Annotated in this window: 26 protein-coding genes; 9 read left to right on the forward strand and 17 right to left on the reverse strand. The window is 69.9% G+C overall.

What is annotated here, in order from left to right:
• Window positions 1-3: 3 nt before the first annotated feature.
• Entirely contained in the window at window positions 4-1443 is a 1440-nt protein-coding gene (locus ACIWQI_RS06120; RefSeq protein WP_396656250.1) for an aldehyde dehydrogenase family protein, read from the forward strand.
• A 25-nt stretch (window positions 1444-1468) separates the two neighbouring features.
• Window positions 1469-1987: a nuclear transport factor 2 family protein gene (locus ACIWQI_RS06125; RefSeq protein WP_396656251.1), complete on the forward strand. Its 519-nt coding sequence runs from the start codon at window positions 1469-1471 to the stop codon at window positions 1985-1987.
• A gap of 6 nt (window positions 1988-1993) precedes the next feature.
• On the opposite strand, the gene ACIWQI_RS06130 is transcribed toward ACIWQI_RS06125, so the two are convergent.
• From ACIWQI_RS06130 to ACIWQI_RS06175, 10 genes are all read right to left on the reverse strand, one after another.
• Window positions 1994-2908 carry an amidohydrolase family protein gene (locus tag ACIWQI_RS06130; protein WP_396656252.1) on the reverse strand — a complete coding sequence of 305 codons (915 nt, stop codon included), beginning with the start codon at window positions 2906-2908 and terminating at the stop codon, window positions 1994-1996.
• On the reverse strand, window positions 2905-4140 hold the full coding sequence (locus tag ACIWQI_RS06135; protein WP_396656253.1) for a multidrug effflux MFS transporter: 1236 nt from the start codon (window positions 4138-4140) through the stop codon (window positions 2905-2907). Before ACIWQI_RS06135 ends, ACIWQI_RS06130 begins: the two co-directional genes overlap by 4 nt.
• Window positions 4141-4150: 10 nt before the next feature.
• Window positions 4151-5017 (reverse strand): ABC transporter ATP-binding protein, encoded by an 867-nt coding sequence (locus ACIWQI_RS06140; protein WP_396656254.1) that lies wholly within the window; start codon window positions 5015-5017, stop codon window positions 4151-4153.
• A complete protein-coding gene (locus tag ACIWQI_RS06145) occupies window positions 5007-5783 on the reverse strand; it encodes an ABC transporter permease (protein WP_396656255.1) in 777 nt (258 codons plus the stop codon). The genes ACIWQI_RS06140 and ACIWQI_RS06145 overlap by 11 nt, the downstream gene beginning before the upstream one ends.
• Window positions 5783-6634: an ABC transporter permease gene (locus tag ACIWQI_RS06150; protein WP_396656256.1), complete on the reverse strand. Its 852-nt coding sequence runs from the start codon at window positions 6632-6634 to the stop codon at window positions 5783-5785. Before ACIWQI_RS06150 ends, ACIWQI_RS06145 begins: the two co-directional genes overlap by 1 nt.
• Window positions 6635-6651: 17 nt before the next feature.
• Window positions 6652-8184 (reverse strand): o-succinylbenzoate--CoA ligase, encoded by a 1533-nt coding sequence (gene menE / locus ACIWQI_RS06155; protein ID WP_396656257.1) that lies wholly within the window; start codon window positions 8182-8184, stop codon window positions 6652-6654.
• Window positions 8185-8262: 78 nt separating this feature from the next.
• Window positions 8263-9249, reverse strand: coding sequence for an ABC transporter substrate-binding protein (locus ACIWQI_RS06160; RefSeq protein WP_396656258.1), 987 nt, complete (start codon window positions 9247-9249; stop codon window positions 8263-8265).
• 98 nt (window positions 9250-9347) lie between these two features.
• Window positions 9348-9800, reverse strand: coding sequence for a MaoC family dehydratase (locus ACIWQI_RS06165; protein WP_396656259.1), 453 nt, complete (start codon window positions 9798-9800; stop codon window positions 9348-9350).
• 13 nt (window positions 9801-9813) lie between these two features.
• Window positions 9814-10713 (reverse strand): amidohydrolase family protein, encoded by a 900-nt coding sequence (locus tag ACIWQI_RS06170; RefSeq protein ID WP_396656260.1) that lies wholly within the window; start codon window positions 10711-10713, stop codon window positions 9814-9816.
• A gap of 11 nt (window positions 10714-10724) precedes the next feature.
• Complete coding sequence (locus tag ACIWQI_RS06175; RefSeq protein WP_396656261.1) at window positions 10725-11636, reverse strand: SDR family oxidoreductase; 912 nt, start codon at window positions 11634-11636, stop codon at window positions 10725-10727.
• Window positions 11637-11726: 90 nt separating this feature from the next.
• On the opposite strand from ACIWQI_RS06175, the gene ACIWQI_RS06180 reads away from it, so the two are divergent.
• Window positions 11727-12221, forward strand: coding sequence for a MarR family winged helix-turn-helix transcriptional regulator (locus tag ACIWQI_RS06180; RefSeq protein WP_396656262.1), 495 nt, complete (start codon window positions 11727-11729; stop codon window positions 12219-12221).
• Window positions 12222-12236: 15 nt separating this feature from the next.
• Here ACIWQI_RS06180 and ACIWQI_RS06185 read toward each other — a convergent pair whose 3' ends face one another.
• The 3 genes from ACIWQI_RS06185 to ACIWQI_RS06195 form a co-directional block, all read right to left on the reverse strand.
• Complete coding sequence (locus tag ACIWQI_RS06185; RefSeq protein ID WP_396656263.1) at window positions 12237-13445, reverse strand: MFS transporter; 1209 nt, start codon at window positions 13443-13445, stop codon at window positions 12237-12239.
• Between the two features lie 76 nt (window positions 13446-13521).
• Window positions 13522-14706: a 4-hydroxybenzoate 3-monooxygenase gene (locus ACIWQI_RS06190; RefSeq protein WP_396656264.1), complete on the reverse strand. Its 1185-nt coding sequence runs from the start codon at window positions 14704-14706 to the stop codon at window positions 13522-13524.
• A 99-nt stretch (window positions 14707-14805) separates the two neighbouring features.
• A complete protein-coding gene (locus ACIWQI_RS06195) occupies window positions 14806-15561 on the reverse strand; it encodes an IclR family transcriptional regulator (RefSeq protein ID WP_396656265.1) in 756 nt (251 codons plus the stop codon).
• A gap of 60 nt (window positions 15562-15621) precedes the next feature.
• Between ACIWQI_RS06195 and ACIWQI_RS06200 the strand changes: the two genes are divergently transcribed.
• On the forward strand, window positions 15622-16380 hold the full coding sequence (locus ACIWQI_RS06200) for an IclR family transcriptional regulator (protein WP_396656266.1): 759 nt from the start codon (window positions 15622-15624) through the stop codon (window positions 16378-16380).
• A 4-nt stretch (window positions 16381-16384) separates the two neighbouring features.
• Here the strand turns inward: ACIWQI_RS06200 and ACIWQI_RS06205 are convergent, their stop codons facing one another.
• Window positions 16385-16882 carry a MarR family winged helix-turn-helix transcriptional regulator gene (locus ACIWQI_RS06205; RefSeq protein ID WP_396656267.1) on the reverse strand — a complete coding sequence of 166 codons (498 nt, stop codon included), beginning with the start codon at window positions 16880-16882 and terminating at the stop codon, window positions 16385-16387.
• 104 nt (window positions 16883-16986) lie between these two features.
• Here ACIWQI_RS06205 and ACIWQI_RS06210 point away from each other — a divergent pair, with 104 nt between their 5' ends.
• Together ACIWQI_RS06210 and ACIWQI_RS06215 are read left to right on the forward strand one after the other, a co-directional pair.
• The gene (locus tag ACIWQI_RS06210; protein WP_396656268.1) at window positions 16987-17616 is read left to right on the forward strand and encodes an NADPH-dependent F420 reductase; all 630 of its coding nucleotides are present in this window, start codon (window positions 16987-16989) and stop codon (window positions 17614-17616) included.
• 112 nt (window positions 17617-17728) lie between these two features.
• Entirely contained in the window at window positions 17729-18901 is a 1173-nt protein-coding gene (locus tag ACIWQI_RS06215) for a thiolase family protein (protein WP_396656269.1), read from the forward strand.
• Window positions 18902-19108: 207 nt separating this feature from the next.
• On the opposite strand, the gene ACIWQI_RS06220 is transcribed toward ACIWQI_RS06215, so the two are convergent.
• The 3 genes from ACIWQI_RS06220 to ACIWQI_RS06230 all read right to left on the reverse strand — a co-directional run bounded on the left by ACIWQI_RS06220 (window position 19109) and on the right by ACIWQI_RS06230 (window position 22925).
• On the reverse strand, window positions 19109-20287 hold the full coding sequence (locus tag ACIWQI_RS06220; RefSeq protein WP_396656270.1) for an ROK family protein: 1179 nt from the start codon (window positions 20285-20287) through the stop codon (window positions 19109-19111).
• 116 nt (window positions 20288-20403) lie between these two features.
• On the reverse strand, window positions 20404-21453 hold the full coding sequence (locus ACIWQI_RS06225) for an ABC transporter permease (protein ID WP_396656271.1): 1050 nt from the start codon (window positions 21451-21453) through the stop codon (window positions 20404-20406).
• Window positions 21450-22925 carry a sugar ABC transporter ATP-binding protein gene (locus ACIWQI_RS06230; protein ID WP_396656331.1) on the reverse strand — a complete coding sequence of 492 codons (1476 nt, stop codon included), beginning with the start codon at window positions 22923-22925 and terminating at the stop codon, window positions 21450-21452. Before ACIWQI_RS06230 ends, ACIWQI_RS06225 begins: the two co-directional genes overlap by 4 nt.
• Window positions 22926-23223: 298 nt before the next feature.
• Between ACIWQI_RS06230 and ACIWQI_RS06235 the strand changes: the two genes are divergently transcribed.
• The 3 genes from ACIWQI_RS06235 to ACIWQI_RS06245 all read left to right on the forward strand — a co-directional run bounded on the left by ACIWQI_RS06235 (window position 23224) and on the right by ACIWQI_RS06245 (window position 26561).
• Window positions 23224-24264 carry a substrate-binding domain-containing protein gene (locus tag ACIWQI_RS06235; protein ID WP_396656272.1) on the forward strand — a complete coding sequence of 347 codons (1041 nt, stop codon included), beginning with the start codon at window positions 23224-23226 and terminating at the stop codon, window positions 24262-24264.
• 115 nt (window positions 24265-24379) lie between these two features.
• Entirely contained in the window at window positions 24380-25537 is a 1158-nt protein-coding gene (locus ACIWQI_RS06240) for a Gfo/Idh/MocA family protein (protein WP_396656332.1), read from the forward strand.
• A gap of 19 nt (window positions 25538-25556) precedes the next feature.
• Window positions 25557-26561, forward strand: coding sequence for a sugar phosphate isomerase/epimerase family protein (locus ACIWQI_RS06245; RefSeq protein ID WP_396656273.1), 1005 nt, complete (start codon window positions 25557-25559; stop codon window positions 26559-26561).
• The last annotated feature ends 53 nt before the right edge of the window (window positions 26562-26614 follow it).

Here is a 26614-nt window from a genome sequence, read left to right on the forward strand (position 1 = left end):
GAGATGACCGCTCGCACGCTGCCCGTGCGCAACCCTCGCACCGGCGAGACCGACTACGAGATCATCGTCGCCGACGACGAAGAGGTCGCGCGCAAGGCCGCTGCCCTCCGCCGCAATCAGGCGGCGTGGGCTGCCGCGGGCATCGGAGAGCGACTGGACGTGATGCGCCGGTGGTCCGCCGAATTCGCCAAGATCGCGAAGCAGTTCGGCGAGCTCGAGGCGGTCGACACCGGCGGTACGCACACGTCCTTCGTGCAGGGATTCATCACGTTGGAGACGCTGAACGGATGGATTGCGGATGCGGAGCAGTCGCTGTCGGATGCCCTCGTGCACCGCACCGCCGTCACGATGCCCACCGTCGAGGTGCGCTCGCAGCTGGTGCCCTACCCGCTCGTCGGGGTGATCTCCCCGTGGAACGCGCCGACGATGCTGGCGATGTTCGACGCGATCCCCGCTCTCTGCGCGGGATCGGCAGTCCTGTGGAAGCCGTCCGAGGTGACCCCCCGGTTCGTGGAGCTCTTCTTCGAATCGGTGCGCCGTGTGCCCGAGCTGGCCGGCGTGTTCGACTATGTGCTCGGCGACGGCGTCACCGGCCAGGCCGTGGTCCACAGCGCGGATATCATCTGCTTCACCGGCAGTGTCGCGACCGGCCGCAAGATCGCCGTGGCATGTGCTGAGCGCCTCATTCCCTGCTACCTCGAGCTGGGCGGCAAGGATCCTGTGATCGTCACCGAGTCGGCCGACATCGAGCGGGCGACCACCGCCGTCTTGCGAGGAGGCTGCTACGCGACCGGAATGGTGTGCTTCTCGATCGAGCGCGTCTACGTCCACGAAGCGATCCACGACGAGTTCGTCCGCGAGCTCGTGCGAAAGGCCGAACTGGTCCACCTCAACCACGACAACCCGAAGGCCGGCCACATCGGCCCGTTCACCTTCGAACCCCAGCCCGTCGCCGTCCGCGCCCACGTCGAAGACGCCGTCGCCAAGGGGGCCCGGGTGCTGACCGGTGGCGTCGTCGAGGAGCACTCCGGGGGGCTGTACATGCGCCCGACCGTGCTCACCGGAGTCGACCACTCGATGCGCATCATGGTGGAGGAGACATTCGGGCCATGCCTTCCGGTGATGCCGTACCGCGACATCGACGAGGCGGTCGCCCTCGCCAACGACACCGAGTACGGGCTCACCGCATCCGTCATCGCCGGGAGCGAGGACGAGGCGGTCGCGATCGGGCAGCGGCTGAACGCGGGGACGATCTTCATTCAGGACACCTTCCTCATGTCGGGCAAGGGCCGCACGGTGGGTACCAATTCGTTCGGCGTCTCCGGGCTGGGCGGGGGCCGCACGGGCCCCGACTCGATCATGCGGTTCGTGCGCCGCAAGGCGCTGCTGATCCAGCACGGCGAGCCGGCGGACATCCTCGACGACAAGTTCGAAGACCGATAGCCAACACCAGAGCAAGGAGCCGCAGATGGCACAGTGGAAACTGACCGCGGAGGACCGTTTCGAGATCGAGGATCTCTATTCACGCTACGCGTGGGGGATCGACCTCGCCGACGAGGAGCTCGTGCTGAGCACCTTCGCACAGGACGGCTGGTTCGACCATCTGTGGCAGGGGAAGGTGCAGGGGCACGAGGCGATCATCGCCAACTTCCGCTCGCTGTGGACCGACCGCCAGTCGTGGTGGTACGGCCGCCAGCACATTCAGAACACCAAGCTGTTCACCGAGCGTGAGGAGGAGGGCGAGGTCGATGTCAAGCTCTTCTTCCAGATCCTCCAGTTCAATGTGGACTATCGCAACAACTTCGTCTTCGGGATCGGCACCCGTCAAGACCACCTCACCAAGAAGGAAGGCCGCTGGCTGTTCCAGTCACTGCACGTGAACGCCTGGACCGCATTCGACCAGGTGCCGTGGAAGGGCCCGCTGAACATCCAGGGACGGCCCAACTACCAGATGCCTCCCGTGCCGGAGCACGCCGAACGCGACTGAGCAGGCTCAGCGCTCCTCGGGCCAGTACAGCCGAATCGGATTCTGCACGAGAATACGCCGCTGCAGGTCCGCGGTCGGCGCGTAGCGGGGGATGAGGTCCACCAGCGCGCCGTCGTCGGGCATGTGATCGCGCATGTTCGGATGCGGCCAGTCGCTGGCCCACATGACCCGATCGGGGAACTCCTCGAGCACGCGATGGGCGAACGGGATGAGGTCGGCGTAGTCCGGCGGACCGGAGCGGGACAGGCGCTCGGCGCCGTGGATCTTGGTCCAGGCGTCCGGGCGATCACGCAGCAGCTGCAGCAGCCGTTCGAACTCGGGCCCCTCGGCGGGCCGGCTGACCTCCGGCCGCCCGAGGTGGTCGATCACCAGCGGTGCGGCGAGCTCGCGCAGCAGGTCGGCGCGGCCGGCGAGGTCGGCAGGCTCGAGCGAGGCGACCACGTGCCATCCGCGCGCGTGCGCGCGTGCGGCGAGCGCACGGTAGGCGTGGTCGGGCAGCGGTGCGGCCAGGCGCGCGATGAACGTGAAGCGGATGCCGCGGACCCCCGCCTCGTGCAGCTCGTCGAGCTCGCGGTCGGTGACGTCGGGGCGCACCGCCGCGACCCCGCGGGCCCTGCCTTCCGCACGGCGCAGCGCGTCCACGAGCGCGCGCGGATCGGTGCCGTGCGCGGTGCCCTGCACGATGACGGTGCGCTCGATGCCCAGCAGCCGGTGCAGGGCGAACAGGTCGTCGGCGGACGCGTCGACGGGCGTGTATCTGCGCTCGGGCGCGTACGGGAACCGGTCGCCGGGACCGAACACGTGCACATTGGAGTCGACCGCGCCCGGCGGCGGGGTGAACGCCGACTTCGATGGGTTCGGATGCTGGGGCACCCAGTCCGGGTCGGGGGTGAAGACAGGGTCCGGCGTGGCGGCGCTCATGGCTCGATCGTAGGCGGGGTCCGCGCCTGCATCGCGGCCGCCAGCAGCGCGCTGATCAGGGCGAGGGCGGCGAAGACGAGCATCATGGTCACCGCGGGCATGGCCGTCTGGGTCCCGAGGATCCCGCCCAGCGGCGCGGCGGCGGCGCCCACGACGTACTGGATGAAGCCCAGCAGCGCCGACCCCGTCCCGGCGGTGCGTCCGGAAAGGCCCACGGCCAGCGCCGAGGCGGTGCCCATGGTCGACCCGCAGGCCACGGCGAACACGCAGACGAGGATCAGGTAGCTCGTGAGGGTGAGCGCACCCAGCGCGACGATGAGGACGCCCGCGGCCGCCGCCACGATCATCACCGACTGCGCCAGCGTGAGTGTGCGGTGGGCGCCGAGGATGTGCGCCAGCCGGCCGGTGACCCACGATCCGGTCATGATCGCCACGGCGCTCAGAGAGAACGTGAGCGAGTAGCCGATCGGGGTCAGGCCCAGCACGTCCTGCACGATGAACGAGGACGAGCTCAGATAGGTGAGCAGGGACGCGTAACCGGTGGCGAACGAGATCGCGTAGAGCATGTACACGCGATGGCGCAGCAGCGCCCCCGCGTTGCGCGCCAGCACCGACAGCCGGAACGGGTGCCGGCGGTCGGGGGGCAGGCTCTCGGGCACGAGGAACAGGGCCGCCGCCAGCATCCCCGTCGCAAGGACGCCCAGCCCCAGCAGCGCCGCCCGCCAGCCGCCCAGCTGGGTCAGCCAGGCGCCCAGCGGGTTGGCGAGGGCGGGGCCCAGCGCGATCATCGCGAAGAGCGTGCTGAAGGCGCGCACCGCCTGGTCGCGCTCGGCGAGGTCGGAGATGATCGCGCGGCCCAGGACGGTGCCGGCGGCGCCGGCGAACCCCTGCACGGCGCGGACGAGGATCAGGACCTCCAGCGACGGACTCGCGGAGGCGAGGTAGCAGCAGGCGACGAACAGGACCAGGCCTGCGATGAGCGTCCTGCGCCTGCCGAGCGCGTCGGAGATCGACCCGATCGTGAGCTGGCCGATCGCCGCACCGATCAGCAGCGAGGTCAGGGTGAGCTGGATGGCCGACGCGCCGACCCCGAAGTCGGCCGCCATGTCGGGGAAGGCGGGCAGGTACAGATCGGTCGACAGCGAACCGGCCATCGACAGATAGCCCAGGACCACCATGAGTCCTGGGCTGATCCGTCTGCCCGGCTGCGCCGGGCGGGCGCCTCCGGTCACCGGGACGGCGTCACTGTGCGATCGCGGCGTCAGGGCGGAAACCCTTCTTGGCGAGCTGGATCTGTTCGTAGACGTGGTGGCGCAGCTCGGTGAACCGCGCCGACGAGCGCGTCTCGAGCTGGTCGCGCTCGTCGGGAAGGTCGACGATCAGGTCCTCCTGCACGACGGTGGGCGAGCTCGAGAGCATGATCACCCGGTTGCCGAGGTACACCGACTCGTCGATGTCGTGCGTCACGAACAGCACCGAGATCCCGAGCTCCTCGCGCACCTTGCGCACGAGGTCTTCGAGGTCTGCCCGGGTCTGCGCGTCGACGGCCGCGAACGGCTCGTCCATGAGCAGCACCTCGGGCTGGTAGGCGATGGCGCGCGCGATGGCGACGCGCTGTTGCATGCCGCCGGAGAGCTGCCACGGGTACGACCGCGGCACATGTGCGAGACCGACGTTGTCGAGCGCCTCGGCGACCAGCTGGGTGCGCTTCTCCTTCGAGACGCCGCGGTTCTTCAGCGGCAGCTCGACGTTCTCGGCGACACGCAGCCACGGGAACAGCGACCGGCCGTACTCCTGGAACACCACGGCCATGTTCTTCGGCGGTGACGTGATCTTGTGCCCGTCGAGCACGATCTCGCCGCTCGTGGGCGCGAGCAGGCCCGCGATGCATTTGAGCAGGGTCGTCTTGCCCGAGCCCGACGGACCGACCAGGCACGTCAGCTCGTTCTTGCCGAGGTCGAAGGTGAGATCGCGCACGGCCTCGATCGGCCCGCCGTCGGTCTCGTAGATCTTCTGCAGGCCGCGCACCGAGAGCAGCGTGTCCTCGGGCGGAAGCGTGCGACCGTGCGAAACGGTCTGGAGCGGGGCGGAGGAGTTCTCAGGCAGCATTCTCGATGTCCTTCAGTCCGATGTACCAGCGCAGGAGGCGTCGCTCGAAGAAGCGGAACACGGCCGCGACGCCATAGCCGATCAGCCCCAGCACGAGGATGCCCGACCACATCTCGGGGATCGCGAACGTGCGCTGGAACTGGATGATGGTGAAGCCCAGACCCGAGGATGCGGCGAACATCTCGGAGATGACCATGAGGATCAGCCCGATCGGCAGGCACTGGCGCACGCCGGCGAGGATCTGGGGAAGGGCGGACGGGAGCACCTGGTAGCGCACCCGGGCGAAGCCCTGGATGCCGTACGACCGGCTCGTCTCGTTCTGGACGGGGTCGGCCGCGCGGACGCCTTCGATCGTGTTCAGCAGCACCGGCCAGATCGCCGCGAGGACGATGATGCCGATGCGCATGGCGTCGGTGCGCCCGAACAGCAGCAGCAGCACGGGCATCAGCACCGGCGGCGGCAGGGCGCGGAAGAATTCGAACGCCGGCTCGGTGAGCGCGCGCAGGTCGCGGTTCAGACCGATCACGATCCCGAGGAGGATGCCGAGCACGATCGCGATGATCACGCCGATCCCGAACCGCAGGATGCTGGGGAGCACGTCGATCCACAGGCGCGGTCCGAACCACGTCTCGAAGAAGGTGACGATGAGCTCGCCCGGCGTGGGCACGAAGAAGCTGGGCGACAGGGTCGAGCCGAGCCACCACAGGAAGACCAGGATCGCGGGCAGCCCGAGGGTGTACGCGATGGCGATGAGCGTCTTCTTCATCAGGCCACGTCCTCTCGGACCGACTGGTGCCACGACAGCAGCAGGCGTTCCACGCCCCGCGCCCCGAAGTTGATGAGCACACCCAGGAGGCCGGTCGCGAGGATCAGGGCGTACATCGTGCTGTACAGGCCGGCGTTCTGCGCGAGGGCGATCTCCAGCCCCAGGCCCGGCGTGCCGATGATCAGCTGAGCGGTCACGGCGAGGATCAGCGCCACCGCGGCGGCGAGCCGGACGCCGGTCATGAGGTACGGCAGCGTCGTCGGGAAGACGATGTCGCGCACCCGCTGCCATGACGAGAACCCATAGCTGCGGCCGGTCGACATGGCGATCTTGTCGACGTCGGCGACGCCGTACAGCACCTGGATCAGGATCTGCCAGAACGCCGCGTAGACGATCAGCAGCAGCGCGGATTCGATGCGTGCGCCGAACAGCAGGGTCGCCAGGGGGATCAGGGCCACCGACGGCACCGGCCGCAGGAACTCGATCGTCGAGTTGGTCGCGCGCCGCAGGAACGGGGACAGCCCGATGATGATGCCCAGCGTGCAGCCCAGGACCAGCGCGATGAGAAGGCCCAGGCCCCACGAGACGATCGTGTCCCACACGGCGACCCAGAACTCCGCGACGCCGAAGATCTCGAACAGCCGGGGGATGACCTCCGTCGGCGGCGGGAGGAAGCGCGGGTCGACGATCCCGGTCATCGCCGCGATCTGCCAGATGAGCAGGAGGATGACGATGCCCGCCGTGCCCAGGATCGCGCGCCGCGGCCGGAACCGCCGACGGCGCGACCGGGCCCGTGCGACGGCGACGGTCCGCGTGATGGTCTCGTCGCCGGGCGGATTGGTGATTGTCATGAGATCAGTCCTCGCCCTCAGCTGCCTGCAGGCATCCCGTATCGCTTGCGCAGCTCCGCCTTGCGGACCTTCCCGCTGGCTGTGCGCGGCAATTCATCGATGAACTCCACCTTCTTGGGGATCTTGTACTTCGCCAGCCGGCCGCGCAAGTGGTCGAGGATCTCCTCGGCGCTCAGCTCGGCGCCGGGCTTGAGGTTCACGATGGCCCAGGGCACCTCGCCCCATCGGTCGTCGGGCACGCCGATGAGGGCGACGGCCGCGATCGGGGCCAGCTCCATGATGATCGCCTCGACCTCGGCGGAGTAGATGTTCTCGCCGCCGGAGATGATCATGTCCTTGAGCCGGTCCGAGACGTAGATGTAGCCGTCCTCGTCGAAGTGGCCGAGGTCGCCCGACCGGAACCAGCCGTCCACGATGGCCTCCGCGGTCGCGTCGGGGCGGCGCCAGTACTCCTTGATGACGTTGGGTCCGCGGACCCAGATCTCCCCGATCTCGCCGGGGGGCAGGGTCTCGCCCTGCTCGTCGACGATCTTGACGTCGGTGAAGAAGTGCGCGATCCCGGACGAGCCCATCTTCTTCAGGCTCATCTGCGGGGGCATCGCGGTGGCGCCGGGCGACGTCTCGGTCATGCCGTAGCCGCACGAGAACGCGAGCCCGCGCTCCTCATACGCCTGGAGCATCCGCTCGGGCATCGTCGAGCCGCCGCAGGTGAGGTGCTCGAGGCTGCTGATGTCGGTGCTGGCGAAGTCCGGGTGCTCCTGCAGCATCTGGAAGGTCGTGGGCACACCGGAGAGCATCGTGACGCGGTCGGCCTCGACCGTGGTCAGGACCGCGCCCGGGTCGAACTTCTCGTGCAGGATGACCAGGCCGCCCTGCAGCAGCACGGGCAGTGCGCCCATGCTCAGCGATGCGACGTGGAACATGGGCGAGATCAGCAGCACCCGCTCCTTCGCGGTGATGCCGTAGTCGACGAGGGCGTTGAAGCAGTTCCAGGTGAGGTTGCCGTGGGTCAGCACCGCGCCCTTGGGGCGTCCGGTGGTGCCGGAGGTGTAGAGGATGATGGCCGGATCGTCGAGCTCGACGGCGACCTTGGGCCCGCTCCCGGTCGCGGAGGCGAGGACGGCCTCGTACTGCTCATGGTGGGTCGCCGGCGGGCCGCCCACGTTGATGCGGCGGGTCACGCCGGTCGACCAGGCGCCCGCACGGGCGAGGTCGGTGAGCTCCTCCTGCGTGACGAGGGTCGTCGCACCGGAGTCCTCGAGCATGAACTCGATCTCCGGCGGGGCCAGGCGTGTGTTCAGCGGGACGAAGATCGCGCCGAGGATTCCGCACGCGAACAGCGTCTCGAGGAATGACGGGTGGTTGTTGCCGAGGTAGGCGACGCGGTCACCGGCACTGACCCCGCGGTCCGCGAGGGCGGACGCGAGACGGTCGATGCGATCGGCGAGCTCGCCGTAGGTGATGGACTGGTCGCGGAAGACCAGCGCGATGTCCGTGCGCGACCGCTCGCGCCGGCGCTGCACCCACGTGCCGATGCCCTGGTTCTGCATGTCGTCGGGCCTCTCAGATTCTCCAGGAACACGGAAAGGGGGGTGGGGGCGGTGCGCGAAGGCACCGCCCCCGTGGACTCACTGCCGGATGACGGCGTCGAGGTCGGGCTCGTTCTCGATGAACTTGTACTTCAGCGCGAGGGCGCTCAGCTCCTCGATGATGCTGCGGTCGAGCGTGCCCGACAGCTTCTCGAGGCGGATGTTCTCCACGACGTCGGCGGGCATGCCGGTGAACTCGACGATCGAGGCGCGGTAGGCGGCCTCATCGGTCATCGCCAGCTCGGTCGACTCGGTGATCGCGGCGGCGAACGCGTCGACGACCTCCGGGTTGGCGTCCGCGTAGGCGGTCGAGGTGAAGGTGACCATCGTGTACAGGTCGGGGATGATCGTGAGCGGGTCGCCCAGCCACGTCACGCCCTCGGTGGCGAGAGCGGCGCTGAGGAACGGCTCGGGGATCCACGACGCGTCGATGTTGCCCTGCTCGAGCTGCGCGAGCTGGTCGGGGAAGGCGATCTCGGTGAACTCGACGTTGGCCGGGTTCCCGCCGTCCTTCTCGACCCAGCCCATGGTGCCGAGGTCGCCCTGGGTGTTGATCGCGTTGAGGGCGACGGTCTTGCCCTCGAGATCCTTCCAGGTGGTGATGCCGGAGTCCTCCATCACCACGATGCCCGACGGCGCCGGGTCGGTGATGGCGGAGTAGCCGGCGATGATCTGCATCTCGAGGCCCTGGCTGGCGGCCACGAGCACCGACAGCGGGTTGCCGACGGCGAACTCGATCGACTGGCTGGAGACCGCGGGCAGCAGCGCCGCCCCGCCCTGGCCGATCTGGACCTCGACGTCGAGGCCGTGCTTCTCGAAGATGCCCTCGTCGATGCCGAACTGCACGGCGGCGGCCGGCGCGATCGGCAGCAGGCCGACCGTGACCTTGGTCAGCTCGGTCGAGCCGTTGCCGTTGTCCGGGGGCGTGGTCTCGTCGCCGGACAGCGATCCGGACGAGCATGCGGTGAGGGCGAGGGCGGCCGTCGCGGCGAGCGCGGCGATGCCCGTAAGACGCTTGCGCATCATTTCAGTACTCCCTTGTGACTGCGTTGGTGTGATTATTCGGGTGGTGCGTGTTCAGTTGTGATCTTCAGTTGTGTCGGGTAGCGGACTCTCCGCGCGGGTCACGCGTAGAAGCGCTGAAGGCTGCGGGCCACGACGGCAGGCTTGGTGCCGCCCTCGGTCTCGATGGTGACGTCGACGGTGAGCTGCCAGCCACCCTTGACCTCGGTCACCTCGGCGATCGCCGCCGTCGCGCGGACGCGCGACCCGACCGGCACCGGCGAGACGAAGCGCACCTTGTCGAGGCCGTAGTTGACCTTGGTGGTGACCCCCTGCACGTCCAGCAGGTCGACCCACAGCGGGATGAGCAGCGACAGCGTGAGGAAGCCGTGCGCGATGGGGCCGCCGAAGGGGCCGTCCTTCGCCCGCTCGGGGTCGGTGTGGATCCACTGGTGGTCTTCGGTGGCGTCGGCGAACATGTTCACCTGGTCCTGGGTCACCTCGATCCAGCGGGACGGGCCGAACTCGGTGCCGACGAGGGTGGGCAGGTCTTCGTATGCGACGGTCGCGGTCATGTCTCTCCTTGTTTCAGCGTGTTTCAGCGTTGTCCAGCCCGAGGAGACGGGCGGCGTTGTCCTTGAGGATGCCGGGCAGCACCTGCGGCTTGAACAGCTCGGCGGCCTCGGCGTCGCGCATCCAGCGGTCGGGGGTGATCAGCGGGAAGTCCGAGCCGAAGAGCACGCGGTCCTTGATCACCGAGTTGGCGTACCGGACGAGCTCCTTCGGGAAGTACTTCGGGCTCCACCCGGACAGGTCGATCCAGGTGTTGTGCTTGTGCGTCGCCACGCTGAGCGCCTCCTCCTGCCACGGCACCGAGGGGTGGGCCATGATGATCTGCAGGTCGGGGAAGTCGGCGGCGACACCGTCGAGCAGCATCGGGTTCGACAGCGCGAGGCGGAAGCCGCGGCCGCCGCGCATGCCGGCGCCGATCCCCGTCTGGCCGGTGTGGAACAGTGCCACCACTCCCGCATCCTGCAGCGCCTCGTACAGGGGATAGTGCTTCTCATCGCTCGGGTCGAAGCCCTGCACGGTCGGGTGGAACTTGAACCCGCGCACCCCGTTCTCCTCGATGAGGCGCCGGATGCGCTCGACGGCGTCGGCCTTGCGCGGATCGACGGAGCCGAACGGGATCAGCACATCGCTGTTCCGGGCGGCGCCTTCGGCGATCTCGGCGCTCGAGATGGCGGGGTGGCCGAGCTGCGTCTCGGCGTCGACGCTGAACACCACCGCCGCCATGCGGCGCTCGCGGTAGTACGCGGCGACGCCGTCGAGGTCTGGGTTGGGCCCGTCGGTGCTGAAGTACTTCGCGGTGGCCGCGACCAGGTCCTCGGGCAGCGACGCCTCGCCGTGCGCACCCACCTCGATGTGCACGTGCACATCGATGGCGGTGATCGCGGCGAGGTCGATCGCCGGCTCGTAACGGCTCATATCGGAGTGTCCTAGCGCTGCAGCTCTTCCGGGAGCGGCGGGAACTTCTCGCCGACGCTCTGGGCCTGATACACGCCGGGGAACTCCTCCTGGAGCGCTTCGTACGACCATCCGCCGTCGTGGTAGGCGGTGACGACGGGCTCGGGGTGCGACCACACCTGCAGGCGGTCGCCGCCCACGCCGATGGCCTGCCCGGTGACGTCGGCGGCCGCGTCGGAGGCGAGGTAGGCGATGAGGCCGGCGACGTCAGCGGCGTTTCCGAAGCCGAGGTCGTGGCGGAAGAACGCAGGCATCGGCTCGCCCTTGGCGTCGGCCTCGACCGCGGCCGCGAAGTACGGCACGGTGGCGGTCATCGCGGTCGCTGCGACCGGGATGACCGCATTGGCGGTGATGCCGGCCTTCTTCAGCTCGAGGGCCCAGGTGCGCACCATGCCCACGATCCCGGCCTTCGCGGCCGCGTAGTTGGTCTGGCCGAAGTTGCCGCGCTGTCCGGTCGGCGAGCCGATCGTGATGATCCGGCCCGCGATCTGGTTCTCGCGCATGTACGTCGCCGCCGCGCGCACGCAGGTGAAGGTGCCGCGCAGGTGCACGTCGATGACGAGGTCGAAGTCCTCGTCGCTCATCTTCCACAGCACGGTGTCGCGCAGCACGCCCGCGTTGGTGACGAGGATGTCGAGCCGCCCGAACGTGTCCACGGCGGTCTGCACCAGCTGCTTCGCCGTCTCGGTCGACCCCACCGGGGCGACGACGGCGACCGCGCGCCCGCCGGCCGCTTCGATGCTCGCGACCGCCTCGTCGGCGGTGTTGGCGTCGACGTCGTTCACCACGACCGCCGCGCCCTGGCGAGCCAGCTCCTGTGCATACGCCAGGCCCAGGCCTCGGCCCGAACCCGTGACGATGGCGACCTTGCCGTCCAATGACATGTGTGCTCCTTCGCGTCGACTCATATAGAACCTCAATTCATTGAGAAAGTCAATGGTTAAAAGATCCTATGAGTCCGTTAGCATGGGCGCATGCGGAACACGACCTCGTCGACGATGACGGACCGCGCAGATGGCGGCGTCTCACGCCTGTGGAACACCGTCGTGGGCAAGGACACCGCGTTCCTGCTGGCGCGGGCCAACGCCCTCAGCCTGTCGGCCGCCAATGCCGCACTCGAGCCGTACGGGCTCAAGGTGCGCTCCTACTCCGTCCTGGCGATCGCGGTGGAGGGCGTGCGGCCCACCCAGCGCGAGCTGTCGGATTTCCTGCGCCTCGACCCCAGCCAGATCGTCTCGCTCATCGACGAGCTCGAGAACGCGGGCCTGGCCACCCGCGAACCTGCTCAGAACGATCGGCGCGTCAACGTCGTGGCGCCCACCGAGCAGGGCCGGAAGGTCTTCCGCCACGCACGCGAGGCCACCCAGCGGGCCGAGCGTGAATGCTTCGCGGCATTGGACGCGCGCGACCGGGCCCGGCTGAAGGCGATGCTCAGCACCCTGTCGGCGCTGGACTCCGCTCCGGGCTGATCCGCGGACGGACTGTCACCGGCCGTCCAGGACGTACCGGTCGCGACCGGCGAAGACCCCGACCAGCGACAGCCCGACGTTCATCGCCAGCAGCACGGCGAGCGGCAGCGCCCATCCGCCGGTGAGGCTGTGCAGCCACCCGAACAGCACCGGGCCGACGGCGGCGACCGCATAGCCGACGGACTGCGACATGCCCGACAGCGCCGACGCGGCGTCGTGATCGCGCGCGCGCTGGGCCATGAGCGTCAGCGACATGCCGAGGCTGGCGCCCGACGACAGGCCCAGCAGCGGGACCCAGCCGAGGACTGCGGCCGGCGCGGCCATGAGCCCGACGACGCCGACGACCGCCAGCACCGGGATCAGCGCCGGGGCGAGCCGCTCCACGCGCCCCCGCAGGATGAGGGGCAGCAGGACGGACCCTGCGAGCGAGAAGAGCTGGTACACCATGACGTCGATGCCGGCGACCACCTCCGAGCGTCCGGTCGACATCGAGATCGCCGCCAGCCACGTCACGAGCATGTAGAACATCGCCGACTGCAGACCCATGTACGCGGCGACCAGCCAGGCGACGGGGTCGGTCCAGATGCCGGTGCGTCCGCGGTGCCCCGCCGCACGCACGTGGCGGCGCGCAGGTCCGCGCTGCGTCCACCACCAGGCGACGATGGCGAAGGGCAGGAGGATGCCTCCGGTCACCAGCAGCGCGAACCGCCACCCGCCGGGCTCGCCTCCCACCTCGATGTGCGAGATCGGCACCGCAACACCCGATGAGATCGCGCCGAAGCCTGCCAGCAGCGCCGTGTACAGGGCCGTCATGCCGGCCACATGACCGGGGAAGTCGCGCTTGACGACCGCGGGCATGAGCACGTTGACGATGGCCAGGGCCATGCCGATCAGGGCGGTGCCCAGCCACAGGCTCACCAGGGGCCCGGGCAGCGACCGCACGAGGGTCCCGGCCAGCAGCACCAGCAGCGAGACCAGGAGCACGCGCTGCTGTCCCCAGCGCCTGCTCAGCGTGTGGGTGAGCGGCGAGAACAGGGCCCACGCCACCAGCGGCACGGCCGCGAGCACTCCGAGCGCCGACACGGACATGCCCGTGTCGGCGCCGATCTGATCGAGCAGGGGCCCGAGCGCGGTGATCGTCGGCCGCATGTTCGCGGCGACGAGGCAGACCGCGATCAGCAGCAGGATCAGATCGGATCTGCGCCCCGCGGTGTCGTCTGTCACGAGCACCGGACACTATCCCACGACCCGGGCTCGGCCAAGGGGAGTCCCTGCGAGCGGGAGGCGCGCGGGCGGGACGCTACGCGAGGCCCTCCAGCGGCCAGCCGGTGTACGCCTCGGCGAGCCAGCGGCTGCCGGCTTCGGACTCCACCACCGAGCGCAGCTCGCCGAGCTGGCGCAGCCGGTCGAAGTCGGAGGCGTCCGGGGCGACGTGCAGCATGCTCGTCATCCACCAGGAGAAGTGCTGCGCCTTCCAGATGCGGTGCGACGCGGTCTCGGGGAACGCCTCGATGAGTCGCTCGTCGCCTTCGAGCAGCAGTGCGCGCAGCGCCTTCTCGAGGATGACCACGTCGGCCACCGCGAGGTTCATGCCCTTCGCGCCGGTGGGCGGCACGGTGTGCGCGGCATCGCCGATGAGGGCCACCCGGCCGTGCAGCAGCTCGTGCGCGACGAAGCTGCGGAAACGCAGCACATCGCGCTGGAAGATCGGTCCCTCATTCAGGGTGGTCCCCGGCACGCGCTTCTGCAGCTCGACCCACAGCTGCTCCTCGGAGAGCGCGTCGGGGTCGGCATCCGGATCGCACTGGAAGTACATGCGCTGCACCGTCTCGCTGCGCTGGCTGATGAGGGCGAAGCCGTCGGGTGAGTTGCTGTAGATGAGCTCTTCCGCGCTGGGCGGGGCCTCGCAGAGGATGCCGAACCAGGCGAACGGGTACTCGCGGAAGTAGCCGGCGCGCGATCCGCTGACCGCCTGGCGCGCGACGCTGTGCGAGCCGTCGGCGCCGACGACGAAGTCCGCCTCGATCTCGAGGGCGGCGCCGTCGGAGTCGGTGGCGACGACCCGGGGCCGGTCGGTGTCGGCACCCTCGACGCGGTCGGCGGTGACGCCGAAGCGGAGGTCCTGGCCGTCGGCCAGTCGGGCGGCGATGAGGTCGCGCAGCGCCTCGTGCTGCGGATAGAGCCAGACGCCGCGCCCGACGAGGTTCTTGAAGTCGATGCGGTGCCCGGCCCCGGCGAACCGCAGCTCGATGCCGTCGTGACGGTGTCCCTCGACCCGGGACGGCGCGGTCACACCCGAGTCGATCAGCACGTCGACCGTCCCCTCTTCGAGGATGCCGGCGCGGATCGTGTTCTCGATCTGGTCGCGCGTGCGCGCGTCGATCACGATCGAGTCGATGCCGGCCCTGCCCAGCAGGTGCGACAGGAGGAGGCCGGCGGGGCCGGCGCCGATGATGGCGACGCGGGTGCGGACGGTGGTGGTCATGTCGTCTCCCTCGACGAAGGGGGTCGGGATGCTGCGCACCAGTGTGTCCCGAGGGCTCGACCCCTCGGGACACACTGCCCGTTCAATGGGAATCGACGATCAGCCGGACGTCGCGCGCAGATCGGAGCGGATGCCGCGTGCGGCGCGCAGCAGGGCGGCGATGGCCACATCCGGGTTCGCATCCCGCGGCAGCACCACCGAGAGGGCGGCGATGACGGTCCCCTCGGCGTCGCGCACCGGCACTGCGACGCCGGTGGACACGGACTCGACGGATCCGGGTGCGACGACATAGCCGGCGGCGCGGATCCCGGCCAGCCGGCGGCGGAGGGCTGCGGCATCCGTCACCGTGTCGGGCGAGAGCGCGGACAGCTGCCCGCTGAGCACACGCTCCTGCAGCTCGGCATCGGCATGGGCGAGCAGCACCAGTCCCGATGACGAGGCGTGCAGAGGGAGCCGGCCCGCGATCCGGGTGATGTTTGCGCCCGCGTCGGGGTGCGACAGGCGCTCGAGGAACAGCGCCGAGTCCTGCTCGAGCACGGCGAGCTGGGTGTGCTCGCGCACCTGCGCCTGGATGCGCTCCATGTGCGGCAGCGCCGCCTGCCGCAGGCGCAGCGCGCGCGACCCGCGCAGTGCGAGCTCCCACAGCCGCATGCCCAGACTCACGCGGTGCTCGTCGTCGCGGTCGAGCAGGCCTGCGGCGACGAGGTCGTCGACGATGCGATGGGCGGTGGACGAGGGCAGTCCCGCCCTCCGCCCGATCTCCGACGCGGTCTGCACGGTGCGATCGACCGTGAACGTCTCGAGCACACGCACGAGGCGTTCGGTCATCGAGTCGCCGGACGGCGAATTGGCCATGCCATCAGGGTGCCATGCACCGGTAGCCTCGGTATCGGGGACGCGATCCGAGGAGGAGCCGTGCAGGAGGCCGGGGAGGGTGTGCTGGCCCGCGCGATGCGTGTGCTGCAGTGCTTCACCGACGACGAGCCGGCGCTGTCGGCCGCCGAGATCGCCGCGCGGACGGGGCTTCCGTCGTCGACCCTGCATCGCCTCCTGGCCACGCTCACCGAGTACGGTCTGCTCACCCGCGCCCGGCGGCACCGGTACACGATCGGGGCCCGGCTGTGGGAGCTCGGCGAGCTCTCGCCGCTGTCGCTGCACCTGCGCGAGACCGCGCTGCCGCACATGCTGCGGCTCTACGAAGCCACCGGGGAGAACGTGCACCTGGCCGTGCTCGACGGAGAGCCGGAGTCGGCTACGGCGCTCTATGTGGGGCGGATCACCGGGACCGGTTCGATCCCCACGCTCAGTCGCATGGGCGGCCGGCATCCGCTGCACACCACCGGTGTGGGCAAGGCGCTGCTCGCCACCCGCGACGAGGCCTGGCTCCAGCGGTTCTTCTCGGTGCCACTCGAGCGCGAGACGACGCTGTCGATCACGTCCGAGGCCGAGCTGCGGGCCGACATCGAGCGCGCCCGCGCGCGGGGGTACGCCACCACGCGTGAGGAGATGACGCTCGGCAACGTCTCGGTGGCGGCTCCGCTGGCGCGCACCGAGGGGCTTCCTCCGGCGGCGATCGGGATCGTCGTGCACATCGAGCGGGCCGACGAGCGGCGACTGAGCGGCATCGTCGTGCAGGCGGCGCGGGAGCTCTCCAAGGCGCTGCGCGAGGTCTGACGCCTCACCCCGCGGGGCGGTCGTGCACCAGCTTCATGCGCCGCTGCGGGTCGAGAGCGGCGACGACCGGCTCGAGCGCGTCCGCGAGGGCGGTGAGCTGCTGCGGCGTCAGGCGATCGATCACGAGACTGCGCACGAGGGCGATGTGATCGGGGGTCGCCCGCACGAGGGTGCGGCGTCCGGCGCCCGTCAGCTGCAGGTCGACCGCGCGGCCGTCGTCCGCGGCAGCGGACCGCTCGATGAGTCCGCGCGCCTCGAGGCGGCCGGCCACCTTGGACATGCGGGGGAGGGTCGCGTTGGTCGCCGCGGCCAGGTCGGTCATCCGCATCCGCTTGCCGGCGGCGCGGGTGAGGGCGGAAAGAACCATGAACTCGAAGTGCGTGATCCCCGAATCCGCCTGCAGCTGCGCGTCCAGGGCGGCCGGCAGCAGCTCCGCGGTGCCGATGAGGGCGAGCCAGGCGCGCGACTCGAGCGGGTCCATGCGGGGCACGAGGGAGGCCATGCCGGGATCCTAGCCGTGCTCCCGGGGAATAGTTGCTGAGGCAAGCGAGTTGGAGCATTCAGATACTTGCTGAGGCAACCGATTGCCGCAGCCGACTGAGAGGAATGGACATGACCACCGTCACCATCATCGGAACCGGCAACATGGGGTCGGCGATCGCCGAGATCGTCGCGAAGGGCGGGGCCGACGTGCAGATCGTCGCCCGCAGCGCGGAGAAGGCCGCAGAGCTCGCTGCGCGGGTCGACGGCACTTCCGCCGCATACGGCGAGGCCCTCGCCGGAGACATCGTCGTGCCGGCGGTGCCCTACCCGGCGCTGGCCGAGATCGTCACGACCTACGGCCCCCAGCTGGCCGGAAAGGTCGTCGTCGACCTGTCCAACCCGGTCGACTTCGACACGTTCGACGGCCTGGTCGTGCCCGCCGACAGCTCGGCGGCGCAGGAGCTGCAGGCATCCCTCCCGTCCGCCCGCGTCGTGAAGGCCTTCAACACGAACTTCGCGGCGACCCTGGCCAGCGGTCAGGTCGGCGACGCCGAGACCACGGTGGTCATCGCAGGCGACGACGAGCCGGCCAAGGCGCTCGTGCGCTCGGTCATCGAGGCGGGCGGCCTCACCGTCGCCGATGCCGGATCGCTCAGGCGCGCGCGCGAGCTGGAGGCCGTCGGCTTCCTGCAGATGGTGCTCGCCGTGCGCGAGCAGGTGAACTGGACCGGCGGATTCGCCGTCATCGCCTGACACTTCGCGAGCCGGATCGGCCGGGCCCCGTCTGGGGCCCGGCCGATCTCTCGTCTACCCTGGCGACACGCACTGCCGCGCCCACAGCGCGACGCTTCACGAGGGAGACGCGATGACCACGTTCATCCATGACGCCGTGCGGACGCCGTTCGGCCGCGCCGGTGGTGCCCTCTCCGGCATCCGTCCCGACGATCTGGCCGCGGTCGTGATGCGGGCGAGCGTCGATCGAACTGGTCTGGATCCGGCCCGCATCGACGACGTGATCTTCGGCGACGCGAACCAGGCCGGGGAGGACAACCGCAACGTCGCGCGGCTGGGGGCGCTGCTTGCCGGGTTCCCCGCGACGGTGCCCGGGGTGACCGTCAACAGGCTGTGCGCGTCGTCGGTGGAGGCGGTGATCCAGGGTGCGCGGGCGATCGAGGCCGGCGACGCCGAGATCGTCCTCGCGGGCGGCGTGGAGTCGATGAGCCGCGCGCCGTACATCGTGGAGAAGTCGCCGCGGCCGTGGCCGGCGATCGGGAACCAGACCATGTGGAACACCTCGATCGGCTGGCGCATGGTCAACTCGCGGCTGCCCGGGAACTGGACGATCTCGAACGGAGAGTCCGCCGAGAAGGTCGCCCGCGAGGGCGGCATCAGTCGCGAGGAGCAGGATGCCTTCGCGGTCCGCTCGCACCGGCTCGCCGCGCGGGCGTGGGCCGAGGGTGTGTACGACGGCGAGGTCGTCCAGGTGCCCGGGGCCGAGCTCGCGCGCGACGAGGGCATCCGCGACGACACCTCGATGGACAAGCTCGCTGCGCTGGCGGCCCTGTTCGCCCCGGACGGCGGCGGCACCGTCACCGCCGGCAACTCATCGCCGATCAACGACGGAGCCTCGGCCGTGCTGCTGGCCGGGGAGGGTGCGCTGCCGGGCGAGCCGCTGGCGCGGATCGCGGCGCGCGCGGCGCACGCGGTGGAGCCGGACGTGTTCCCGCTCGCCCCGATCGAGGCGGCGAACAAGGCGCTCGCCCGGGCGGGGCGGACCTGGGCGGACGTCGACCTCGTCGAGCTCAATGAAGCGTTCGCCGCCCAGGCGATCGCCGACATCCGCGGGTGGGAGGGCCTGGACCCCGAGAAGGTGAACATCCACGGCGGCGCGCTCGCCATCGGACACCCGCTGGGCGCCTCCGGCGGCCGGATCATCGGCCACGCCGCGCACGAGCTCGCCCGCCGCGGCAGCGGAGTCGCCGTCGCGGCGATCTGCATCGGCGTGGGGCAAGGACTCGCCGTCGTGCTGGAGCGGTGAGCACCGGGACCTCGCGGTCCGCGGCCCCGGAGGCGCCCACGGCGTCCGCAACTCAGTCCGGGCGCGCCGGCGTGCGTGCCGCGACCCTGCGAATCCGCTGACAGGCGCAGCACCGGATGATGGCGGGACTGAATTGCGAACCCACGGCGCGGGTGAGGAGATGAGGGAGTCCGCATCGAATGCCGCGGCGCCGCCTCCTCGACGCCGTCAGCCGCGGACGAGACGCTGCACCGACTCGGGGGCCAGGGCATGCTCGATCGCGAGCACGCCCGCGCCCAGGACCCCGGCCTTGTCCGCCGCGGCCGAGTGCACGATGGCGAGATGCTCCGTCGCCAGCGGCGTCGACCGGGTGTACACGATCTCGCGCACGCCCGCGATGAGGTGCTCGCCGACGCGCGCCATCGAGCCGCCGATCGCGATCACCGACGGGTTCATCAGGCTCACACACGCCGTGAGCACCTCGCCGATGTCGCGGCCCGCCTGACGCACAGCCTGGATGGCGTCGATGCTGCCGTGCTTCACCAGCTCGACGACGTCGTTGCCGTTGGTCGCGTCCAGCCCGGCCTGGCGCAGCGACCGCGCGATCGCCGGGCCCGAGGCGAGGGCTTCCAGACAGCCGCGGTTGCCGCACGTGCACGGCACCTCCGATCCCCGCGCCACCCGGACGTGCCCGATGTCGCCCGCGACGCCCTGCGCACCGCGCACGAGCCTGCCGCCCGACACGATGCCGGCGCCGATGCCGGTGGCCACCTTGACGAACACGAGGTGCTGCGTGCCGGGCCGTGACATCGCTCGCTCACCGAGCGCCATGATGTTGACGTCGTTGTCCACGAGGACCGGCACGTCGAGATGCTGCGCGATCCAGCCCGGCACGTCGAAGTTGTTCCAGCCGGGCATGATCGGCGGGTTCACCGGGCGACCGGTGGAGTGCTCGACAGGGCCGGGCACGCCGATGCCGACGGCGCCGATGTCGGCGTTGACGCGGCCCGCGGAGTCGAGCAGCGCAGCCGCAGCCTCGATCACATGGGTGAGCACGCGCTCCGGGCCGAGGGCGATGTCGAGGGCGTCGGTGCGCTCGGCGATGATGGTCGCGGCGAGGTCGAGCACGGCGACGGTCGCGTGCGAGGCGCCGAGGTCGACGGCCAGCACGACGCGTGCCGCAGGGTTGAGGGCGAACTGGGAGGGCGGACGGCCGCCGGTCGAGGCGGCGCCCTCGACTGGGGTGACCAGGCCGAGGCGCATGAGCTCGTCCACCCGTGCGGCGACGGTGGAGCGTGCCAGACCGGTGGACTTCGCCAGCTGCGCCCGCGTGCGGGGGGCACCGTCGCGCAGCAACTGGAAGAGTTCGGTCACCCCGATGCTCGAAGTGGGGGATTCGATACTCATGGACGCCACGATTCAGTAAGCTCACGGACTCTTCGGCAGAAGTCGACGGACTTCTGCTCATTCTGCCAGTACAGACACAGCGGCGGCGGCGGAAGTCGCCGTCGCCCCGGACGACGTCAGGTGGAATCGCGACCGGCGGGCTTGGCGAAGCGCTGCTGCAGCAGCACGGCGATCACGATGATGACGCCCTTGGCCACCGCCTGCACCGACGACGACAGGTTGTTCTGCACGAACACGTTCGACAGCGTTGCGAAGATCAGCACGCCGAGCACGGTGCCGGTGATCGTGCCGCGCCCGCCGATGAGCAGCGTGCCGCCGACGACCACTGCCGCGATGGCGTCGAGTTCGTAGAGCTGGCCGTGGGTGGAGGTGCCGGCTGTCGTGCGGCCGAGCATCATCACGGCGGCGATTCCCGCGGTGAGCCCCGCGATGGCGTAGAGCCACACGATGTGCCGCTTCACGTTGATGCCGGCCAGACGGGATGCCTCGCTGTTGCCGCCGATCGCGACGGTGCGGCGACCGAAGGTCGTGCGGTTGAGGAGCACCCAACCCGCGACCGCGACGAGGATGAAGATCCAGATCAGGATGTCGATGCCGAGGATGTCCGCGTTGAAGAACGACACGAACCCGCGGTCCTCGATGACGAGGGTGCGCTTGTTGGCGAGGATCTCGGCCAGGCCCCGGGCCGCGACGAGCATCGCGAGGGTGGTCATGAACGCCACGACCTTGCCGTATGCGATCACGATTCCGTTGATGAGGCCCGCTGCGATGCCGACCGCGAGGGCGAAGACCACCATGACGATCCAGTGGGTGCTCTCGGCGAGGTCCTGCGTGGCGTCGAGGGTCGCGACGACGGATGCCAGTCCCATCACCGAACCCACGGAGAGATCGATGCCGCCGGAGATGATCACGAAGGTCATCCCGATGCTGATGACGCCGATGATCGACGCCTGGCGCAGGATCGTCAGCGTGTTGCTCCAGGTGAGGAACGTGTCGCCTGCGGTCACGGCTCCCACGATGACGATGAGCAGCAGAGCGACGACCAGGCCGAGGTTGCGCCCGACCGACCCGGACAGCACGCGCTGCACGCCGGATCGCCCCGGCTTCGATGCGGTCGGGGGTTCGGGCTCGGCGAGCTGTGCGCCGGGGGTGGTCTGCTCGCTCACGCGGCAGCTCCTTTCATGACGAGGTCGAGCACGCCGTGCTCGTCGATCTCGGCGGCCGGGACGGTCTGCAGCACGCGGCCTTCGGCGATCACCAGCACGGTGTCGGAGAGCCCGAGCACCTCCTCGATCTCGCTCGAGACGATGACGATCGCGTTGCCGGCCGCGGCCAGGCGGCGGATGAGGGCGTAGATCTCGGCGCGCGCGCCGACATCCACTCCCCGGGTGGGCTCATCGAGCAGCAGCACCCGCGTGCCGTGCACGAGCCACCGGGCGAGGAGGATCTTCTGCTGGTTGCCGCCGGAGAGCGTGACGGTGGGCCGGTCGGGGTCGGGCGGCCGCAGCTCGAGCGCCTCGATCTGCTCGCGGGCGGCTTCGCGCTCCGCCCGTTCGTCGAGGAACCCCGCACGACCGAACCGTGAGAGTGCCGAGAGGGTCACGTTGACGTAGATCGGCTCGTCGAGCACGAGACCCTGGCTCTTGCGCTCCTCCGGAGAGAGGCCGACGCCGGCGGCGACCGCCGACACGACCGATCCCCGGCGCAGCGGTCTGCCGGAGACCGACACGGTGCCCGCGGTCGCGCGGCGCGCGCCGTAGATCGTCTCCATGATCTCCGAGCGCCCCGACCCGACGAGCCCGGCGAGCCCCACGATCTCTCCTGCGCGCACCGTGAGGGACACATCGCGGAACACGCCCGCCAGCCCGAGCCCGTCGACCTCGAGGACGACCGGCGCATCGGAGGGCACCGGCACCGCAGGCGGGAAGATGTTCTCCACAGCGCGCCCCGTCATGAGCCGGATGAGATCCGGCGTCGGGGTATCGGCGACGGAGAGGCCGGACGCCATGCTGCGGCCGTCCTTGAGGACCGTGATTCGATCGCCGATCTCACGGATCTCCTCCAGACGGTGCGTGATGTACACGACGGCGATGCCTTCGGCGGTGAGCTCGCGAACCACGTGGAAGAGGTTCTTCACCTCCTCCGAGTCGAGCACCGCGGAGGGCTCGTCCATGATGATCAGCTTGATGTCGTGGGAGAGGGCGCGCGCCATGCTCACGATCTGCTTGTTGGCGGCACTGAGCCGGCCGACCTCGGTGTGCGGCGAGAGTCCGCCGTGTCCGAGACGGCGCAGCAGTTCGCGCGTGCGGCGCGCGGCCTCGCCGCGCCGTGTGAAGCCGCCGGCCGCGAGCTCGTGGCCGAGGAAGACGTTCTCCGCGATCGTGAGCCCGTCGGCCACGTCCAGCTCTTGATACATCGTCGCGATGCCGAGGGCGAGCGCGGCCTGCGGATCGGGGATCTCGACGGCCCGGCCATCCCACGTGATCTCCCCGGCATCGGGCCGGTGCACCCCGGCGAGCACCTTGATGAGCGTGGACTTGCCGGCGCCGTTCTGCCCGAGGATGCAGTGCACCTCGCCCGGTGCGATCTCGAGATCGACACCGCGCAGTGCCTGCACCCCGGCGAAGGCCTTCGTCACCCCGCGCACTGCGAGGAGTGGCGCCTGGTGGTCATCTTTGAGCACCCAGCGACCATAACATGCGGCCAGACCGTATCGAAGCCTCCCCTCGAGCCATGACGAACCCGACTCGGGGTTGTGTGGTTCAGGCGGTCAGCGTCCGCAGGGCCTCAGAAAAGTGCTTCTGCCGAACGACACACAAAAGTAGATCGATTCGCGAATGCTTCTGCTAGCCTGATCGACGTCAGCGTGTCTGCACCCGTGCGCAACCCCGCCGCAGCAGCGCCGACCCGCATTCGCATTCAAGGAGGAAGCACACATGCACGCATTTCGCACCAGGTGGTCGCGACTGGCCGCGGTCGGCCTCGCCGCCGCCCTCTCCGTCGGGCTGCTCGCCGGCTGCACCAGCGGCGGCACAGACGACGACGTCGTCGATCGGGGCACGTCCAACGAGGAGAACGCCCAGGCGGGCGAGACCGTCGTGATCGGCTTCTCGGGACCCGCCGCAGACCACGGCTGGCTCGGCGCCATCAACACCGGTGCTCAGGCGGCCGCCGACAGCTTCCCCGATGTCGAGCTGAAGGTCGCCGAAGGCACGAACGACGCCAACGCCCAGATCGCCGCCGTGGAGACCTTCATCAACGAGCAGGTCGACGCGATCGTCCTCCTGCCCACCGACGGCGCGGCGCTCACCGAGGTCGCGATCAAGGCGATGCAGGCCGGCATCCCGGTCATCAACGTCGACCGCGAGTTCTCCAGCCCGTTCGCGGCGCGCTCCACCATCCTCGGCGACAACTACGGCATGGGCGTCAGCGCCGGCACCTACATCTGCGAGCAGCTCGGCGGTGAGGGCTTCGTCGCCGAGATCGCCGGCATCGACTCCCTGCCTCTGACGCAGGATCGCTCCCGCGGGTTCAAGGATGCCCTGAGCGACTGCGGTCTCCAGGTCGACGCCCGCGTCGCCGCCGACTTCACGGTCGCCGGCGGCGAGACGGCGGCGTCGCAGCTGCTCGCGGCGAACCCGCAGATCGATGCCATCTGGAACCACGACGATGACCAGGGTGTCGGCGTGATGGCGGCGATCAACTCCGCAGGCCGGGACGAGTTCTTCATGATGGGCGGTGCCGGGTCGAAGAACGCCATGGAGGCCATCAAGGCCGACGACAGCGTGCTGAAGGCGACGGTCATCTACCCGTCGACACAGGCCGCGGACGGCATCGCGCTGGCCCGCCTCATCGCGCAGGCCAAGACGATGGGCGACCTCATCACGCCGAGCGTTCCGAACCGCATCGTGCTGGACGCGCCGGTCGTGACCAAGGACAACGTGGACGAGTTCATCGACCTCGCCTTCGCATCCTGATCGAAGCGGGGCGCCCGGCGCGCTGCCGGGCGCCCCGCATTCACCTCACGAGAGGGGACACAGCGCCGTGACTGACACGCACAGCGAAGGATCGTCGCGCCCGCTTCGCGTCGCGATGATCGGGTACGGCTTCATGGGCGCCGCCCACTCGGTGGGATGGCGGCAGGCTCCCGCCATGTTCGACCTGCCGCGGGCGGTGGAGATGGCGGTGGTCGTCGGCCGCAACGCCGAGGCCGTCGCCCAGGCCGCCGCGCAGTGGGGCTGGCAGGAGTCGGCGACCGACTGGCGCAGCGTCATCGCGCGCGACGACATCGACATCGTCGACATCGTGACCCCGGGCGACTCACACGCCGAGATCGCGATCGCCGCGCTGGATGCGGGCAAGCACGTGCTGTGCGAGAAGCCGCTCGCCAACACCGTCGCCGAGGCGGAGGCGATGCTCGCCGCCGCGGAGCGCGCAGCGCAGCGCGGAGCGAGGGCCATGGTCGGCTTCACCTACCGGCGCGTGCCCGCCGTCACGTTCCTGCGCGACCTCATCGCGCAGGGGCGGATCGGCCGGGTGCAGCAGGTGCGTGCCGCGTACCGGCAGGACTGGCTCGTCGATCCGGGGATGCCGCTGGCGTGGCGCCTGCAGAAGGAGCACGCCGGCTCCGGTGCCCTCGGCGACATCGGCGCGCACATCATCGACATGACGCAGTTCGTGACGGGACAGCAGGTGGAGGCCGTATCCGGAGTCACCGAGACGATCGTGAAGCGGCGCCCGCTGCTGGAATCGGGCTCGGGTCTGAGCGGCACCGCGGCGGAGGGCTTCGGCGACGTGACCGTCGACGATGTCGCGATCTTCACCGGCCGGCTCGAAGACGGCGCGCTCGTGTCGTTCGAGGCGACGCGGTTCGCCACGGGCCGCAAGAACGCCCTGACGCTCGAGGTCTCGGGCGACGAGGGCGCCCTCGCGTTCGACCTGGAGGACCTCAACGCCCTGCAGCACTACGACCGCTCGGCGCCCGAGGGCCTGCAGGGCTTCTCGAAGGTCCTCGTCACCGAGGCCGTGCATCCGTACGTTTCGGCCTGGTGGCCGGCGGGGCACATGCTCGGCTATGAGCACGGCTTCGTGCATCAGGCGAAGGACCTGGTCGAGGGCATCGTCGCGGGGACCGACCCGCATCCGACGTTCGCCGAGGGCCTGAGCGTGCAGCGGGTGCTCGCCGCCGTCGATGAGAGCGCCGCGAGGGATTCCGTGTGGGTGCGCACGAGCGCTCCCGCACACGTGTGATTTTCGAAGGAGAGACGACATGACCCGTCCGATCACGCTGTTCACCGGCCAGTGGGCCGACCTGCCGTTCGAGGAAGTGGCTCGGCTCGCCGGCGAGTGGGGATACGACGGCTTGGAGATCGCCTGCTGGGGCGACCACATCGACGTGGGCCGATGGGATGACGACGCGTATGTGCAGTCCAGGCTCGACATCCTCGAGCGCAACGGACTGAAGGTGTGGACGATCTCGAACCACCTCGCGGGTCAGGCGGTGTGCGACGACCCGATCGACGAGCGACACCGCGACATCCTGAACGATCGCGTGTGGGGCGACGGCGACCCCGAGGGCGTGCGGCAGCGCGCCGCCGAGGAGATGAAGAACACGGCGCGGTTCGCCGCGAAGCTGGGCGTGAAGACCGTCGTGGGCTTCTCGGGGTCGGCGATCTGGAAGGCTGTGGCGATGTTCCCGCCGGCCTCCGACGAGTGGGTCGAGGCAGGCTACCGTGACTTCGCCGACCGGTGGCATCCCATCCTCGACGTGTTCGAGGAGGTCGGCGTGCGCTTCGCGCTCGAGGTGCACCCGTCCGAGATCGCATACGACTACTGGACCGCGAAGGCGACGCTGGAGGCCATCGGCCACCGCGAGAGCTTCGGCATCAACTTCGACCCGTCGCACTTCATGTGGCAGCAGCTCGATCCGGTGGCCTTCGTGCTCGATTTCGCTCCGCACATCTTCCATGTGCACGTCAAGGAGTCGGTGACGAACCTCGACGGCCGCAACGGCGTGCTCGGCTCGCACCTGCCGTGGGCCAACCCGCGGCGCGGGTGGACGTTCGTCTCGACGGCGCACGGCGAGGTGCCGTGGGAGCCGCTCTTCCGGGCGCTGAACGCGATCGGGTACGACGGCCCGACCAGCGTCGAGTGGGAGGACGCCGGGATGGACCGGCTGCACGGCGCCCCGGAGGCGCTCGCGTTCGTGCGGGAGCTGAACGCGATCACTCCGCCCGCCGCCGCGTTCGACGCCGCCTTCTCCACCAAGGCGTGATCCCGCGCATCACGTCCGCCGATGCCTGAGATGGGCGCGGGCGGGTAGCCCTC

It is taken from the genome of Microbacterium sp. (assembly GCF_044508325.1).
Classification (GTDB): Bacteria; Actinomycetota; Actinomycetes; order Actinomycetales; family Microbacteriaceae; genus Microbacterium.